Here is a 14,189-nt window from a genome sequence, read left to right as displayed (position 1 = left end):
AACAATCCTACGTCTTTAGAGACGCGTCCTACAGCCACATCTTTCGCGCTTCGTTAACGTCGCACAGCCCTTTCAAGGGGCTGTCGATGGATAAGCGAAAGGACGATCAGTGGCTCGCAACAAGGACATTCCCCGGGTTCCCAACCCACCGGAGGGCGACGGGCACCACGTCACTCACCGATACATGACGGCCAGCGAACTGGCCGCTCGCGAATCCAGACAAAACGCTTATGACGCCATGTTGGCGCGGCAGGAGGCTTTTGAGCGCACCCGCGAAGTGGCTGCGAAAAAGTCTGAGGTCCCGCGCGCTGGGTGCGTGTTCGCCAAGTCCTGCAAGTTGCCGGACGCCATCATCGACTACTCGAATCCTTCGGGCATGGTGCCGACCGACAGCCTGAAGGATTACGGTGAAATTGCGTGGCTCGGCGCTCGCGAAGTCGATGCCGCGGGCGTGCTGAATCTGCAAGCGATCAGCGGCGACACGGTTTCCCTGGGCGTCGGGCGCATCGCAATACGCATGCCCGCCCTCACCGCTAGCACTATCACATCACTTGGCGCGGTGGGTGCTGCCGCTCTCTCGGCGGTGGTCGCGCTGTTCTGGACGCCCACCCTCGGCGACAGCGCGCTCTACACCGAAGATCAACTGCGTGCCCTGAAACAAGCCCGTACCCGCGTGCGCCTGCGCGTTGAACAACAGGCCGACGGCAGCCTCAAGGGCTACGGCTTTTACACCGGCAAGAACCGCGATTGGGAAATGGTCGATGTCGTGCAGTTCAGTGCGCGTGGCAGCCAGTTCATCGCGGATCTTGGTGAAGGCGTCGAGCTGATCTGGACACCGGCGGTGGATGGCTCGGACATCCTCGGCATTCCTGCCTTGGAGGCTGCACCGCAGGCGCCGCACATCTGGGTTTATCCGCCGACGAAAGCGGCGGACGGGATTCTGGTGAATCCGGTTTATCCGCCGGAGTATCGGGATTTTATTCTGGTCTTTCCGGCGAGTTCGGGGGTTAGGCCGGTATATATAGTCTTAAACGTCCCTAAAGATTTCAAATACCACCCCGCCCCTGTTTCGCTGCCGGCGTTTCCAGACGTGAAACCTGCACCACTAAAAACCTCCGTTCGCGGTGGAGGGAAAAAGCGAAGACGTTGGAAAGATGCATCGGGGAAAATTTACGAATGGGACTCTCAGCATGGCAAGGTTGAGATGTACACCAAGCAAGGAAAACACCTTGGAGAATACGACCCGAAAACAGGGAAACAAACAAAGCCTGCCGATTCCACAAGGAGAGTAGAAAAATGAAGCATGTAATAGAGGTATTCGATCGAAAGACTGAGGATTTGCTCCTAAGCGTGGAGATCGCGTCGCATCACGAGGAAGCATTGAAGGTGCTGATGAACTGGCAACATCCTGAAGATGAGTTCGATGGCTCTGATTTAGACGAAGAGCAGATCAGAGTTTTGGAGGACTGGACTGGTGAAAAGCTCTTGGACGCTACTCATATAGTTCAGTTGGTGTGCATCGAATGACTTATGGCAACTTCAAGCTGAAACACACCATCGAGGCATTTAATAAACGCACAGCTCGGTTAGTTTTCGAGATCCCAGTTCCCGATGGAAACATTGAGCGGCTCAGAATAATCATGCATTGGGTCAATCCCGAAGACGAAATCTTTGGTTATGACCTCGACCAAGAGCAGATAAAGCAATTGGAAGCTTTAATCGGTCGAGCTTTCTACGACTCTAAATACGATTTTCAAATGGGTTGTCATGGAAGCGAGTAAATACCTTAAAAAAACCCCGACCAGTCACCTGATCGGGGTTTTCTTTACCCTAAATCCCGCTTAGTGCGAAACGCGGCTGGTCCCGCCAACGGTGGAGATGCGTACACGTTCACCAACGCGGAACACTTCATTCTCCTGAACCTGCTGCACATAGGCGCGCATGCTGCCGTCGTCTTCGCGCACGGTGATTTCCACGCCTTGGGTACGGGTCAGGCCTTCTTCAGTAGCCGAGCCGATCAGACCGCCCGCCACTGCACCGATGACCGCAGCCACGATGCTGCCTTTGCCGCCACCGATGGCGCTGCCGCCGACACCGCCGACCACTGCGCCTGCAGCGCCGCCGATTGGGGTTTTGGTGCCTTCGATCTTGACGGGACGCAGGGATTCGATGGTGCCCATGCGAATCGTCTGCACGCGACGCGCTTCGTCACGGGAGTAGGAGTCACCGGTCAGGCTCGATTGGCAGCCGGTAAGCAACATCGCCATCGTGGAAAAGGAAGCAACCAGCAGAACAGACTTACGCATAGCATCAACTCCAAAGAAACATATATTCATTAAACTCCGTGGCTTGACGCCTGTCACGACACCGCCCGGACAAATTGGCTTTCATTCAGGCGCGGTACAGACACCTGCTTTACCAGAGGTAGCCACTACAGTAGCGCCAAATTACCGATTCTGCGCCACGGACACCAAGGATTTTCATGGATTACTTCATCATTGCCGTTACCACCGTCGCCGGTTTGTACTTCCATGGGTGGCTGTACGTACGGATCAAACGCTGGATAGATCGCGATCTGGCGTTGTCACTGGCCGGCAAGGACGAAGGTAAACGCGCCTTCATGCTCGAACAATTGGCCCGCGCTCAGGCGCAGAAGATCAAGCGTCGAGACCTTTCTAAGTGGCTTGAGGCCGCTGCGGCAGGCTATCTCGCTCGGTAGACTGCTTAAGGTGCCAGACGTTCAAGAATCCAGTCGGCGCCCTGCACACGGTAGTTGAGGCGATCGTGCAGACGGCTCGGACGGCCCTGCCAGAACTCGATGCGCTCGGGCAGCAAGCGGTAACCGCCCCAGTGTTGCGGGCAGTCAGGCTGGGTGTCGCTGAAACGTTGTTCGGTCGCCTTGAGCAGATCTTCCAGCTCTCCCCGCCCGTTGATCACCCGGCTCTGCGGCGATGCCCAGGCGCCGAGGCGGCTGCCCAGCGGTCGCACCTGATAATAGGCATCGGACTCTTCAGGCGTGACCTTCACTACCCGGCCTTCGATGCGCACCTGGCGCTCGAGGGTCGGCCAGAAGAAGGTCATGGCGGCAAACGGATTGGCCGCCAGATGCTGGCCCTTGGCACTGTCGTAGTTGGTGAAGAAGGTGAAGCCCTGCTCGTCCAGGCCCTTGAGCAGCAGAATGCGGCAATGCGGACGCCCGCCCGCATCGACCGTGGCCAGGGTCATGGCGTTGGCTTCCACCGGCGCCTGTTCGGTTTTCACCGCATCGGCGAACCATTGGTGGAACAGCGCGAACGGCTCGGCCGGGGCCTGCGCCTCGGTCAAACCATCCCGGGTGTAATCACGACGCATATCTGCCAGAGCTTGGGTCATGGCGCAGTCCTTTTCGTTAGCGGATCACTTTTTGGTGGCGTCGGCAGCGGCGACTTTCTTGTCGGCCGCAGCGGCTTTGGCGGGTGCGGTTTTCTTCGCCGGAGCCTTGGCTGGCGCTTTCTTCGCAGGTGCTTTGGCAGCGGCTTTCTTGGCGGGTGCCTTTTTGGTGGCCGGTACGGCAGCTTTCTTCGCGGCTGGCGCCGGGGTGACTGGTTTGGCCACTGGCTTGACGTCCTGCGCAGCGACCATGGTCACTGGCTTCGGCGCCGGCATGTTGTATTTGCTCAACAGCGCAACCATGGTGTTCTGCGGGGTCACCAGCATTTCCACGCGACGGTTCAGGGCACGGCCTTCAACGCTGTCGTTGGCGGCACGCGGGGCTTCGGAGCCCATGCCGCGCAGCATCAGGCGATCACGCTGCAAGCCGCTGAGGCGGAAGATCGCCGCAATGGCCTGGGCACGTTCTTGACTCAGTTTGATATTGGCTGGCGCAGCACCGCTGGAGTCACTGTGGCCAAGTACCAACACCGCAGTTTTCGGGTCGGCTTCGAGGATTTTCGCCACGCGGGTGAACGGGCCGAGGGTCACTGGCAGCAACATCGCCGGGCGATCCGGGTTGAACGAGCCTTCTACCGGCGCGGTCACGACCAGCACGTTGTCACGGCGTTCGAGTTGCAGATTGCTGTCCTGGATCGCGGTACGCAGGCGTGGTTCGTAGTCGTCGAGCCAGGCTTGAGTGACTTTCGGGTCCGGCATCGGCACGACCTTGGCGGTGTCCTGATCCTTGCCGCCGAACGGCCACCACCATTTGCCGCCCTTGTCGGCCTCGGCTTTGGCCACTTCAACCGGTTTGGCTTCGGGCTTCACTTCCGGCTTGGTGTCGGCCTTGGCGGTCGAATCGTCCGAGCCAAAAGGCCAGTACCATGGGCTGCTGCTTTCAGCCTTGGCTACCGGAGCGGCGGCAGCGGGTTTCAACGGAGCCGGGGCAGGCTCTTTGGCCGCCACCTTGTCGGAAGACCCGAACGGCCACCAGCTACCGCCGTCGGCATCGTTTTTCGGAGTCTGTGCACAACCGGTGATCGCAACACACAGGGCCAGGGCGAGAGTCGTTTTAGCTGACATTGAAAATCCACAAAATGAAGTAATGAAAAATCAGAGCACTTTCGCCCGGATAAACAGACGCTTTGAATCGAAAAACCTGTCGAGGTTCCGGCCCTGGAACCTCTGATGACGCTTTACAGACAAGTGGCAAGCACCCGCGCGAGCTTCTGCGCACGCGGATCCATCAAGACGTACGGCCCTAGGGTATTTGTCACAAAACCAAACGCGACATCATGCTCAGGGTCAGCAAAACCGATCGAACCGCCTGCGCCCGGATGGCCGAACGCCCGTGGGCCGAGGCCGTAAGTGGCGTTGGGCACGTCCGGTTGATCGAGCATGCAGCCCAGACCGAAACGGGTGCGGGTCAGCAGGGTCTTGTCTTCGCCGAGGCTATGCTCGCGGGTCAGCTCTTCGAGCATGTCGCTTTCAAGCAGGCTGCCGTCGAGCAGACCGGCGTAGAAACCAGCGAGGCTGCGCGCGTTGCCGTGGCCATTGGCTGCCGGTTGTTGCATGCGCCGCCACTCCGGTTTGTTGGTGCTGGTGAGCACCGACGGTGGGTTGGTGAAGGCGCGGGTGGTCATGGCGGTCGGTTCACGCATGGTCACTTGCAGAAGACGCTGAGCGGCGGCGTCACCCGCATTGCCCTTGCCCCGGGCGATATGCGCGACACGGTGAAACTCTTCGTCGGCCAAACCGACATGGAAATCCAGACCCAGTGGCTTGGCGATACGGGCGACGATGGATTCACCCGGTCCGCGACCGTCGGCGCGGCGCAACAACTCACCGATCAGCCAGCCGTAAGTGATCGCGGCATAACCGTGGCCAGTGCCCGGCGTCCACCACGGCGCCTCAGCCGCGAGAGCGTCGACCATGGTTTGCCATTCATAAAGGGCTTCAGGCGCCAGCAACTCGCGCAGGGCCGGCAGACCGGCCTGATGGCAGAGCAATTGGCGCAGGGTCACGGCCTCTTTGCCGGCGGCGGCGAACTCCGGCCAGTAGCGGGCGACCGGAACATCCAGTTGCAACTTGCCCTCGGCGACCAGTTGCAGCGCTGTCACGGCGGTGAAGGTTTTGGTGCAGGAGAACAGGTTGGCGATGGTGTCGCTGTGCCAGGCCTCGGCGCCGTCCTTGTCGGCAGTACCGGACCAGAGGTCGAGGACGGTTTCTCCGCCGACCTGAATGCACAAGGCTGCGCCGCGTTCCTGGGGATCGTCGAACAGTGCGGCGAAAGCTTCGCGCACCGCTTCGAATTGAAGCTCGTAATGTCCCTGAATCTGCACCCGCAACTCCCCCGCGAAAACGCTCTACAAAGTGGCCCGCATTGTTCCAGCCCTTGAGGGATTTGGGAACAGCTGCGGGCTGGACGGTTGAATCGGATTTTTGGGTGTGGCGAGGGGGCTTGCCCACTCGCCACAGTGTCAGTCAGTGACCATTGCCCGAATGCCCACCCGCATGCCCTGCACCCGGGCCTTTGCCGGCTTCGCCCTTGCGCCCGCCTTCAGCTTCATGACCGGCGACCGCTGCGGCTTTCTCCGCCTCTTTGCCAAGCTGATCAACCGCCTGCAAATTGCTCTTGCGCACCGTTTCGACAAAGCCCTGATACGGCAGATCGGTCACGCCGACCAAACCAAAGTGCCCGTTCTCGCCATCCAGCAGACGCCCGGTCACCGGTTGATCCAGATACTGGAACCAGTGCACGCCGACAATCGACGGTTCACTCAAGGCCTGTTTGAGGAAGTTGGCATACGCCGCGCCGCGATCCTCTTCCTTGGCCAGTTGCGTCACACCACCCCAGAACGGGCCGCGATCAGTGGAGCCGAAGTTGAACTCGGTAATCAGCACCGGTTTGTCCAATGCATTCAAAGCGGCAAAGTCATAACCGTCCTGCGGTTTGAGCGTGTACATGTTGAAACTCAGCACATCGCAATATTGCGCGCAGGACGCCACGGCTTCCGGGGTGCTGATGGCGAAGCGGCCGCCGAGCAGCAACTGGTTCGGCGCATGCCATTTCAGCGAGTCGGAGATGGTCTTGAAATAGGTGTCGGCGAAGACCTTCTGGAAGTATTTGAAGTCGGCCTCGATTTCCGGGTGTTCCGGGTTCGGCAGCGGCGGGACGAAACCCGGATCTTCCATCAATTCCCACGCCGGCAGATCGATGCCCCAGGCTTTCGACAGCCCCGCCTGATTACGGTATTTGTCACGCAATTGCTTGAGAAACGCGCGTTTGGCCGGCACGTCGGTGGTCATTTTCAAGGTGCCGTAAGCCAGCGCGTAACGGGATTTCGGATCGTCGCCGGGACCGGCCCACGCCAGTTCGTTATCGGCGAAATAGCCGATCAGCCACGGATCATCGCGATGATCGCGGGCAGCGATGGCCACGGCGCGTTCGGTGGCCATGGCGAAACGCGGATCGAACGGGTCGGGCATGCCGCCCCACCAGTCGCTGCCGGTGCTGATGCTGGTGTAATCGCCGACGATCGACAGCGGCAAGGTGTACGGCACGCGGTCGGCGTCAGCCAGCGCATCGGCACTCCAGTTGCCGATCGTGTTGAAACCCCAGGCTTGCAGGCGATCAAGGGTATGGCTGGCCCACTGCTGCTCATCGACCGTGGCTTTGCACGGAGCCGTGACGGTTTGATCGGCAGCTTTTTCAGCAGTCGTTGCCACCGCGTCGGTTTTCGCCGCTTCGGCGACACCGGACTTCGCTTCACTGGCTCCTGCTACAGGTTCTGCGGCTTTCGCTGCCGTTTCTTCCACCGCGCCAGCCTTGGCCGCTTCAGCGATTCCCGCCTTGCTGTCGCTGTCCGGCGCGCAGGGCTCGCCGTAAACCCGCTGCAGGTTGGCGGCATAGAAGTCGTACCAGCGCCCATTGCCGTAGCCCCGGCCCTGATCGGCGCCGTTGCCGCCACGGTTGTCGCCTTCACCAAAGTGAATGGCAAGGGGCTCGCCGGTTTTTGGCAGGGATTCGAACATGTGTTCGCGACCCGCCACGTAGGTCTGGTTGACCTCGGGGCTGATGGTGTTGACGCCGAGGGAGTAAAACGGATGCCCTTCTGGCGTCACCAGATACCAGCGACCGTCGCGTTTTTCCGTGCGGAAGAAGCCGCTGGCCTTAAAGGCCGGGCCTTTGCTCCAGCCGCCGAACTTGTCCAGCGAGGACTTCTCGCGCTCGGCCAGCCAGGTTTTCAGCTGTTGCTGTTCCTTGGCGGCGGCAGATTTGAGTTGTTCGTCAGTGGCGATTTTTTCCGGCCATTTGCTGCGGGTCGACTGACCATAAGCGTCGACCAGATTGCCGTACACCGCTTGCGTGACCGCCTCGCCGTCCTGCACGCCAAAGCGTTCGAGCAGCAGGCTCTGGGCAACTTTCGGCTGATCCATCGACAGACTCACCGATACGATTTGGCTTCGATCAATCTCGCCGCTACTGCTGGCCAGCAAAATGCGTTGACCATCGACGGTCATCGGCATCGGCGGCCCGGCCTTCATGCCCTGGCTCAGTGGCGTAGCCGCTACCAACGGCACCAGCAAGGTTTGCGCCGGGCCGGCCGGCAGGTCGACGCGACTGGTCAGCGTCTGGCCATTGTTGCTCTGGATCTGCACATAGACCGTCACGGCCCAGTTCATCGCACTCTGCAGGCGCAGGCTCATCATTCCGGACTGCGACCAGTCCCAGGCACCGGTCTGCGGAGTCAGGCGCAACGTCGGGCGGGCCACCGGGTTGAACGTCACCCGGCGCAGCACTTCACCCTCAGGGGTTTGTTCGGCGTTGGCTTGCGGCAGGTCGGCGTTTTCCGTGGTGATTTTCACCACGTCGGCGGGACGGACAAAGTTGAACAGCGTCTGCTGGCCAGCAGGCGCCGCCAGCAACGGGGCGGCGAAGATCAAGGCAAACACGGCAGGCAACGAACGGCGGATCATAAGAACGGAGTTCTCCCTAACGACCAAAAGGCCAATGGAAAAGCGTTGGCAGAGAGATAGACAGCGCGGCGGGCGAAATTGCCCACCGGTGTCTCAGGATATTTCACGACGGAAAGGAGGCAACGCATTGAGGATCGCCTTGCCGTAGCGCTGGGTGACCAGGCGCCGGTCGAGCAAGGTGATGGTGCCGCGGTCTTCTTCGGTACGCAGCAGACGCCCGCAGGCCTGAACCAGCTTCAGCGAGGCATCGGGCACCGAGATTTCCATGAACGGATTGCCGCCACGGGCTTCGATCCACTCCGACAGCGCGGCCTCGACCGGATCGTCCGGCACCGAGAACGGAATCTTGGCGATCACTACGTGCTCGCAATACGCGCCCGGCAAGTCGACACCCTCGGCAAAACTGGCGAGACCGAACAGCACGCTGGAATCACCACCATCGACCCGCGCCTTGTGCTTGTTCAGGGTTTCCTGTTTCGACAGGTTGCCTTGAATGAACACTTGCTTGCGCCAGTCGCGGTCGAGACCGTCGAACACGTCTTGCATCTGTTTGCGCGAGGAGAACAGCACCAGCGTGCCGCGCGAACCTTCGACCAGATCCGGCAACTCACGGATGATCGCGGCGGTGTGAGCAGCGGCATCGCGCGGGTCGGCTTTCAGATCCGGCACGCGCAACACGCCAGCGTCAGCGTGATGGAACGGGCTCGGCACCACGGCGGTGACGGCTTTTTTCGGCAGGCCGGCACGCATGCGGAAGCGGTCGAACGTGCCCAGCGCGGTCAGCGTTGCCGACGTCACCAGACAGCCGTAGGCGACGTTCCACAGGCTACGACGCAAGGTTTCGGCGGCGAGGATCGGGCTGGCGTTGACCTCGATGTCGAACAATGAGCCGCTTTCGGCCAGGGTCAGCCAGCGCGCCATCGGCGGGCTGTCTTCCGGGTCTTCGGCGGTGAACGCGGTCCATAGTTCCCAGTTGCCGGAGGCACGGGACAACAGGCTGCCGAACAGCGGATACCACTCTTCGGCCTGATTGCTGGCGATGCCGATGTTGACCTCGCCGTCCATGCCTTCCTTGAGCAGGTCGGTCAGGCGCGTGAACAGGTCATTAAGACGGGCGAAGCCTTTCTTCAGCTCAATGCCCATTTCGCGCATGTGTTCGGGAATGACCCCGGCAACAAAGCGATGGCGAGGCCGCTCACGGCCCTCGACGTCTTCGCCGGGTTTGAAATCGGCAATCTGCTCGCAGGCCGTAAACATGAACTGCTGCTGGGTCTTGATCTCGCGCGCCAGCTCCGGCACTTGCTCGATCAACTTGCCGAGATCTCCCGGCAGCGGATGCTGGGCCAGCAACTTGGTGAGGTTCTTGGCGGTGGTTTCCAGCCAGTCGGCGGTGGAACGCAGGCGTGTGTAATGGGCGAAGTGGCCGATGGCCTTGTCCGGCAGGTGATGACCTTCGTCGAACACGTAAATGGTGTCGCGCGGGTCGGGCAACACCGCGCCGCCGCCGAGCGCCAGGTCAGCCAGAACCATGTCGTGGTTGGTGACGATCACGTCAACCTTGCCCATGCCCTCGCGGACCTTGTAGAAGGCGCACTGGCCGAAGTTCGGGCAATGGCGGTTGGTGCACTGGCTGTGATCGGTGGTCAGGCGCGCCCAGTCGGCGTCTTCCAGCGCATTCGGCCAGCTGTCGCGGTCGCCGTCCCATTTATTGCCGGCAAGCTTTTCGATCATGCTGGTGAACAGCTTCTGACTGGCCTCATCGACCTCGATCTTGAAGCCTTCCTCTTCGAACAGCTGGGCCGTGGCAGTTTGCGCGTGACCTTCCTGCAACAGCATGTCGAGCTTGGACAGGCACATGTAACGGCCACGGCCCTTGGCCAATGCGAAGCTGAAGTTCAGCCCGCTGTTGCGCATCAGGTCGGGCAAATCCTTGTAGACGATCTGCTCTTGCAGCGCGACGGTCGCGGTCGCGATCACCAGACGTTTGCCCGCCAGTTTGGCAGTAGGGATCGCCGCGAGGCTGTAGGCCACGGTTTTACCGGTACCGGTGCCGGCTTCCACCGCGACAATCGCGGGGTCGCCACTGCGCCGGCCTTCGTCGTCGGTATCGATATCTCCGAGGACTTTGGCGATTTCAGCGATCATCAGGCGCTGGCCGTAACGCGGCTTGAGGCTCTTGGCCTCTAGAAAACGCGAGTAGGCGCCCTGGATCGTGGTTTTGAGTTCAGTGCTGATCATTGAGTGTCGGGCGCAAAAACGCTGGATAAATTTTCAGTGGTTCGGTTCGGCGGCTATCATACCCCGCGAATCGATCCCGCGCAGAACGGAGTACCCCAATGACACCTTTTAGCCTCGTTTACCCCCTGCATGTCCTCTCCGCCCTAGTGTGGGTCGGCGGCATGTTTTTCGCCTGGATGGTCCTGCGCCCGGCGGCTGTGAAGGCCCTCGACGGCCCTGCCCGCCTGACACTGTGGGTGGAAGTGTTTCAAGGTTTTTTTCGCTGGGTCTGGGTCGCGGTGATCATCTTGCCGATCAGCGGCGTAGGCATGTTGCATCTGCAGCAGGTCGGTTTTGAGACCGCACCGAAATATGTGCAGGTGATGATCGGGTTATACGTGGTGATGACGGCGCTGTTTATCCGGATTCAGGGGTTGATGCTGCCAGAGCTGCGCAAAGCGGTTGAAGCAAAGGACTGGCCGACAGGTGCGGCGGTGCTCGGGCGTATTCGCCGGGTGGTGGGGATTAATCTGATTGTCGGGTTGCTGCTGGTGGCGATTGCGGCGGCGCGGCCGATGTTCTGAGCCACAGCATTTTTTGAGCTGTGAACACTGCTGTGGCGAGGGGATTTATCCCCGATGGGCCGCGAAGCGTCCCCGCTCTTTAATCCAAAAGCGGGGACTGCTACGCAGTCCATCGGGGATAAATCCCCTCGCCACAATTGAGCCTTGCTGTTCTTTAGAAGCGCTGCACGGTCACGGCACCCGCCGCGCCGACCGGTCCAGGCTGACCATCAGCGCCGGCCTTGCCATTCTTGCCGCCATCGGCGCGATACACCAGGCAGCCCTTGGACTTGCCGCCCTTGCCGGCCTTGCCGCCAACGCCCGCCGGGCCACCGGCACCGCCGGCCACGTTGACCTTGATCAGCTCCGCCGGAAACTCACGCGGCACTTCAAGGCGTACCAGCCCACCCGGAGCACCGGGTTGACCGTCACTGCCGTCACTGCCATCAGCTCCGTGCCCGGCCGAGCCATAAGTGCAGCCCGGATCTTCACCGTTGCCACCGTCCAGTCCGACAAAACCAGGCGCACCGGTGCCGCCACGAGCATCGACCAACAGTTGCGGCGCGTTCAATGCCTTGAACTGCAGATTCAGATTGCGCCCTGCCCGGGCGGCTTTTTCGTAGGTGCCCGGTGCACCGCGTGCGGTGATCTGGCTGCCTTCGCCAAGCTCTGCGCGAGCAACCTTCATGTCCAACGCCTGTGCCCCCGGCACGATGGCGATCCGAGCTTCGTGACCGAGGCGCAATTCACCGACACTCAGTTCAGTGACGTTGGCGGGAATCAGCAAGGTGCCGTAATCGGCCACGTCCAGGCGCTCAAGCTGCAAAGTGCCGGTGTTGTTAGGCAACCGCATAAGGGAGTTGGGTTCGACGCTGACCACTTGGGCACAGGCCAATGGGCTGATGAATGCAGCGAGCAAGCAGAGTTTACGCATGGGAAGAAGCCTCCGGAGCGGCCGGGGCCGGGATGGTTTGCAGGTGGAATACGCCGAACAGCAGGATGCGGCCACGGTCACGCCAAGGGTGCGGACGTCCCTTGAGGCTGCGATTGCACAGCAGCACTTCGAGCACATGAACCGTTAACAGCAGACCGCCGGCCAGATTGACCAACAGATGCAGCGGATGAACAAAGGGTACAAGCTGATTGGCCAGCACCACACAGCAGAACAGCAGGGTCAATAACCGCCCCAGCCCCCAGAACACTTTCATACGCTCCCCCGTGTTGCGAATTATTCTTTGGGCGCACAGTAACGGCTTCTGCGGGGGATAAGCCAGAGGCAAAAATGAAAAAACCTTGCCGAGCCGCCAAATGGCTGCCGGAGCGACGATGATCACCCCGGCAGCTCTAGCTCGCGGACTACAGACACATCCTAGCGATTGATGTGCAGCTCCACTCTGCGGTTTTGCGCGCGCCCTTCGTCGGTCGCGTTATCCGCCACCGGCTCGCTTTCGCCACGCCCTTCACTGGTCAGTTTGTTCGGCGCCAGGCCCTGACTCAGCAGATAAGCCGCGACGCTGCTGGCGCGTCGTTCAGAAAGCGCCTGGTTGTAAGCATCCGATCCTTTGCTGTCGGTATGGCCGATGACTTTGATGCTCACCACGTCGGCATTGCGCAGTTTGTCCATCAACGTATCGAGCTGGGCCTTTGCCGCTGGCGTCAGGTCAGACTTGTCGAAATCGAAGAGCACGTTGCCGGCATCGCTCAAGGTGATGACTTCGGTTTGCGGAGCCGGTTCGACCGGTTTCTGTGCCACCGGGTACTGCGGCAGTGGACAGCCACGGTGATCGACCGGGGTGTTGGCCGGGGTATCGGGGCAACGGTCACGGCGGTCGAATACGCCGTCGCCGTCTTCATCGCCGTCCTGGGCATAACAGATCAGTCCGCCGGTAAGAATCCCCAGCGCCGCGCCGCCACCGGCCCAGCCGCCACTTTCGATGGCGCCGAGACCGCCACCGACCAGCCCGCCGATAAGGCTGCAGATCGGCCACGTACGTTGATTGAGGGGTGCAGTGCCATCGCTGTGGGTGGCGCAACCGGTGAGCACGCTGCCTAGCAGCAGCACCGGCAAGACGGACCTTGAGAAAACAGTCATTGTGAAAGCTCCTGTGTCACCGGCCCATACCGGTTACACAGGAGTAAAGACCCGCATCCGCGACTGCACAAGCCGCGGATGCGAGAGGCCTAGCGGACGATTTTGATTTCGGTACGACGGTTTTGCGCACGACCGTCAGCAGTTTTGTTATCGGCAACAGGCTGGCTTTCACCCAGACCGGACACCGAAACGAAGCTGGCACGTGGCACACCTTGCTGGATCAGGTATTCCACCACCGAGTGCGCACGACGGTCCGACAGTTTTTTGTTGTAGGCATCGCTGCCCACGCTGTCGGTATGACCGGTCACGGTCAGTTGTGCGGTCGAGGATTCCTGTTTCAGGCGTGTGGCGACTTTGTCGAGCACTTGCTTGTCGGGGCCGGTCAGCGTGGCTTTGTCGAACTGGAAGTGCACATCACGAATAACGATGGTTTCTTCCTTGACCACTACAGCCTCTTCAACCACTGGCGCAGGGGCTGGTGGAGGGCAACCGTCAGCGTCGACCTGTACACCTTTAGGCGTGTGCGGGCACTTGTCGCGACTGTCCGGCACACCATCGCCGTCTTCATCGCCATCACCGTGCACCCAGCAATAGGCCGCTGCCGTACCACCGACCACCAACGCGCCATAACCGGCCCATGCCGAACTCTCGGTCGCGCCGAGGCCGGCACCGACAACACCACCGACCGCCGCACAGGTCGGCCAGTCTGTTTTCTGCAAACCTGCGCAACCAGTCAACACACTGGTTAGCAGAATCAAAGGTAATGCTGTCCGAACTATGCTCATCTGGTTTTCTCCTGAGGGATCGGCTTAGAACCGATTCAGGGAGTAAAGACCGGAGTTTTAATCTCCGCCAGCAATAGGCCACTGCTGTTTGCGACCGTGTTCACAGGACTTTGGCGCATTTGTCGCAAACCTGCGCGGCAG

15 protein-coding genes are annotated in these 14,189 nt (G+C 60.6%); 5 read left to right on the top strand and 10 right to left on the bottom strand.

What is annotated here, in order from left to right; genetic code table 11:
- Window positions 1-109 precede the first annotated feature (109 nt).
- The 3 genes from KI231_RS06580 to KI231_RS06570 are packed head-to-tail and all read left to right on the top strand — an operon-like array spanning window position 110 to window position 1,781.
- On the top strand, window positions 110-1,300 hold the full coding sequence (locus tag KI231_RS06580; RefSeq protein WP_213027763.1) for a colicin E3/pyocin S6 family cytotoxin: 1,191 nt from the start codon (window positions 110-112) through the stop codon (window positions 1,298-1,300).
- Window positions 1,297-1,527, top strand: a complete 231-nt coding sequence (locus tag KI231_RS06575) for a DUF7683 domain-containing protein (RefSeq protein WP_213027762.1) — start codon at window positions 1,297-1,299, stop codon at window positions 1,525-1,527. Before KI231_RS06580 ends, KI231_RS06575 begins: the two co-directional genes overlap by 4 nt.
- Complete coding sequence (locus KI231_RS06570; RefSeq protein ID WP_249412104.1) at window positions 1,524-1,781, top strand: DUF7683 domain-containing protein; 258 nt, start codon at window positions 1,524-1,526, stop codon at window positions 1,779-1,781. Before KI231_RS06575 ends, KI231_RS06570 begins: the two co-directional genes overlap by 4 nt.
- Before the next feature lie 60 nt (window positions 1,782-1,841).
- Here the strand turns inward: KI231_RS06570 and KI231_RS06565 are convergent, their stop codons facing one another.
- Window positions 1,842-2,306, bottom strand: coding sequence for an outer membrane lipoprotein (locus KI231_RS06565; RefSeq protein WP_007969461.1), 465 nt, complete (start codon window positions 2,304-2,306; stop codon window positions 1,842-1,844).
- Window positions 2,307-2,482: 176 nt separating this feature from the next.
- Between KI231_RS06565 and KI231_RS06560 the strand changes: the two genes are divergently transcribed.
- Window positions 2,483-2,719: a hypothetical protein gene (locus tag KI231_RS06560; protein WP_213027761.1), complete on the top strand. Its 237-nt coding sequence runs from the start codon at window positions 2,483-2,485 to the stop codon at window positions 2,717-2,719.
- A gap of 5 nt (window positions 2,720-2,724) precedes the next feature.
- Here the strand turns inward: KI231_RS06560 and pdxH are convergent, their stop codons facing one another.
- The 5 genes from pdxH to dinG form a co-directional block, all read right to left on the bottom strand.
- Window positions 2,725-3,372: a pyridoxamine 5'-phosphate oxidase gene (gene pdxH, locus KI231_RS06555; protein ID WP_213027760.1), complete on the bottom strand. Its 648-nt coding sequence runs from the start codon at window positions 3,370-3,372 to the stop codon at window positions 2,725-2,727.
- A 24-nt stretch (window positions 3,373-3,396) separates the two neighbouring features.
- Window positions 3,397-4,494, bottom strand: coding sequence for an OmpA family protein (locus tag KI231_RS06550; protein ID WP_213027759.1), 1,098 nt, complete (start codon window positions 4,492-4,494; stop codon window positions 3,397-3,399).
- 113 nt (window positions 4,495-4,607) lie between these two features.
- Window positions 4,608-5,753, bottom strand: coding sequence for a serine hydrolase domain-containing protein (locus KI231_RS06545; protein WP_213027758.1), 1,146 nt, complete (start codon window positions 5,751-5,753; stop codon window positions 4,608-4,610).
- A gap of 142 nt (window positions 5,754-5,895) precedes the next feature.
- Complete coding sequence (locus tag KI231_RS06540; RefSeq protein WP_213027757.1) at window positions 5,896-8,391, bottom strand: beta-galactosidase; 2,496 nt, start codon at window positions 8,389-8,391, stop codon at window positions 5,896-5,898.
- Window positions 8,392-8,484: 93 nt separating this feature from the next.
- Window positions 8,485-10,629, bottom strand: coding sequence for an ATP-dependent DNA helicase DinG (dinG, locus tag KI231_RS06535; RefSeq protein WP_213027756.1), 2,145 nt, complete (start codon window positions 10,627-10,629; stop codon window positions 8,485-8,487).
- A gap of 98 nt (window positions 10,630-10,727) precedes the next feature.
- Between dinG and KI231_RS06530 the strand changes: the two genes are divergently transcribed.
- Window positions 10,728-11,192: a DUF2269 family protein gene (locus KI231_RS06530; RefSeq protein WP_103306595.1), complete on the top strand. Its 465-nt coding sequence runs from the start codon at window positions 10,728-10,730 to the stop codon at window positions 11,190-11,192.
- 154 nt (window positions 11,193-11,346) lie between these two features.
- Here KI231_RS06530 and KI231_RS06525 read toward each other — a convergent pair whose 3' ends face one another.
- The 4 genes from KI231_RS06525 to KI231_RS06510 all read right to left on the bottom strand — a co-directional run bounded on the left by KI231_RS06525 (window position 11,347) and on the right by KI231_RS06510 (window position 14,048).
- Window positions 11,347-12,105, bottom strand: a complete 759-nt coding sequence (locus KI231_RS06525; protein WP_103306594.1) for a hypothetical protein — start codon at window positions 12,103-12,105, stop codon at window positions 11,347-11,349.
- A complete protein-coding gene (locus KI231_RS06520) occupies window positions 12,098-12,379 on the bottom strand; it encodes a DUF1145 domain-containing protein (protein WP_103306593.1) in 282 nt (93 codons plus the stop codon). The genes KI231_RS06525 and KI231_RS06520 overlap by 8 nt, the downstream gene beginning before the upstream one ends.
- 161 nt (window positions 12,380-12,540) lie before the next feature.
- Window positions 12,541-13,263, bottom strand: a complete 723-nt coding sequence (locus tag KI231_RS06515) for a PA1041 family peptidoglycan-binding anchor lipoprotein (RefSeq protein WP_213027755.1) — start codon at window positions 13,261-13,263, stop codon at window positions 12,541-12,543.
- A gap of 89 nt (window positions 13,264-13,352) precedes the next feature.
- Complete coding sequence (locus KI231_RS06510) at window positions 13,353-14,048, bottom strand: PA1041 family peptidoglycan-binding anchor lipoprotein (RefSeq protein WP_103306591.1); 696 nt, start codon at window positions 14,046-14,048, stop codon at window positions 13,353-13,355.
- Window positions 14,049-14,189 lie beyond the last annotated feature (141 nt).

Source organism: Pseudomonas sp. Seg1, assembly GCF_018326005.1.
GTDB lineage: Bacteria > Pseudomonadota > Gammaproteobacteria > Pseudomonadales > Pseudomonadaceae > Aquipseudomonas.
Note: the sequence above shows the minus strand (reverse complement) of the source record. Positions and strands in the feature narration are given on the sequence as shown.

What these genes read in the sequence shown, in the direction of transcription:
- dinG (WP_213027756.1), bottom strand. Translation starts at nt 10,629, where the DNA reads ATGATCAGCACTGAACTCAAAACCACGATCCAGGGCGCCTACTCGCGT.
- KI231_RS06540 (WP_213027757.1), bottom strand. Translation starts at nt 8,391, where the DNA reads ATGATCCGCCGTTCGTTGCCTGCCGTGTTTGCCTTGATCTTCGCCGCC.
- KI231_RS06530 (WP_103306595.1), top strand. Translation starts at nt 10,728, where the DNA reads ATGACACCTTTTAGCCTCGTTTACCCCCTGCATGTCCTCTCCGCCCTA.
- pdxH (WP_213027760.1), bottom strand. Translation starts at nt 3,372, where the DNA reads ATGACCCAAGCTCTGGCAGATATGCGTCGTGATTACACCCGGGATGGT.
- KI231_RS06570 (WP_249412104.1), top strand. Translation starts at nt 1,524, where the DNA reads ATGACTTATGGCAACTTCAAGCTGAAACACACCATCGAGGCATTTAAT.
- KI231_RS06520 (WP_103306593.1), bottom strand. Translation starts at nt 12,379, where the DNA reads ATGAAAGTGTTCTGGGGGCTGGGGCGGTTATTGACCCTGCTGTTCTGC.
- KI231_RS06510 (WP_103306591.1), bottom strand. Translation starts at nt 14,048, where the DNA reads ATGAGCATAGTTCGGACAGCATTACCTTTGATTCTGCTAACCAGTGTG.
- KI231_RS06565 (WP_007969461.1), bottom strand. Translation starts at nt 2,306, where the DNA reads ATGCGTAAGTCTGTTCTGCTGGTTGCTTCCTTTTCCACGATGGCGATG.
- KI231_RS06515 (WP_213027755.1), bottom strand. Translation starts at nt 13,263, where the DNA reads ATGACTGTTTTCTCAAGGTCCGTCTTGCCGGTGCTGCTGCTAGGCAGC.
- KI231_RS06560 (WP_213027761.1), top strand. Translation starts at nt 2,483, where the DNA reads ATGGATTACTTCATCATTGCCGTTACCACCGTCGCCGGTTTGTACTTC.
- KI231_RS06575 (WP_213027762.1), top strand. Translation starts at nt 1,297, where the DNA reads ATGAAGCATGTAATAGAGGTATTCGATCGAAAGACTGAGGATTTGCTC.
- KI231_RS06525 (WP_103306594.1), bottom strand. Translation starts at nt 12,105, where the DNA reads ATGCGTAAACTCTGCTTGCTCGCTGCATTCATCAGCCCATTGGCCTGT.
- KI231_RS06550 (WP_213027759.1), bottom strand. Translation starts at nt 4,494, where the DNA reads ATGTCAGCTAAAACGACTCTCGCCCTGGCCCTGTGTGTTGCGATCACC.